This window comes from Aminobacter sp. P4_D5 (assembly GCF_056401815.1).
In genome coordinates this window covers 1-626 of sequence record NZ_JBFUIP010000938.1, presented here as the reverse complement: position 1 = coordinate 626, position 626 = coordinate 1, and the positions used below count along the sequence as shown (strand labels likewise).

Here is a 626-nt window from a genome sequence, read left to right as displayed (position 1 = left end):
GTTCCGTGCCGCGCCGGAATCCGCCGCGCAGCTCGAGGCCGCCGCCGCGCGCGGCGAGATCGAGATGGCCATCCCCTACCAGCTGCACGGGCTGGAGGGCGACGGATCGAAGCTCGACGCCGTGGTGCTCGCGACGCTCAAGGGCGAGGAGAAGCGCGTGGAGGCCGACCACCTGCTGGCCTTCTTCGGCCTCTCCATGGAGCTCGGCCCCATCGCCGAATGGGGCCTCGGGCTCGACCACAGCCATATCCAGGTCGACCCCTCCACCTGCGAGACCAACATCCCCGGCGTGCACGCGATCGGCGACATGGCGACCTACAAGGGCAAGCTGAAGCTGATCCTGCAGGGGTTTTCGGAGGCGGCGATGGCGGCCCATGCCATCCACCCCCGCGTCTTCCCGGGCGAGGCGCTGCACTTCGAGTACTCGACCAGCAAGGGCGTGCCGGCCTGATGGATCCGGCCGAGCGGAAGGCGCAGTTCGGCGATGCCGGCGCCGACGCACGGCGACACGCGCCCGCAACCGCCCGCAACCGCGATCCGCTGCTGGACGTGCTGCGCGGGGTGCTGCCGCCGGAAGGCCTCGTCCTGGAGGTCGCCTCCGGCTCCGGCGAGCACGCGATCCACTT

Annotated in this window: 2 protein-coding genes; both read left to right on the top strand. The window is 71.1% G+C overall.

The genetic code is table 11. The features are described from left to right. Positions 1-451, top strand: a 451-nt coding sequence (locus AC1DWF_RS35910) for an NAD(P)/FAD-dependent oxidoreductase (RefSeq protein WP_476843221.1), incomplete at its 5' end; no start/stop codon positions are given. Next, the coding region (locus tag AC1DWF_RS35905; protein ID WP_476843222.1) for a DUF938 domain-containing protein at positions 451-626 on the top strand (176 nt) is incomplete at its 3' end. The genes AC1DWF_RS35910 and AC1DWF_RS35905, both read left to right, overlap by 1 nt.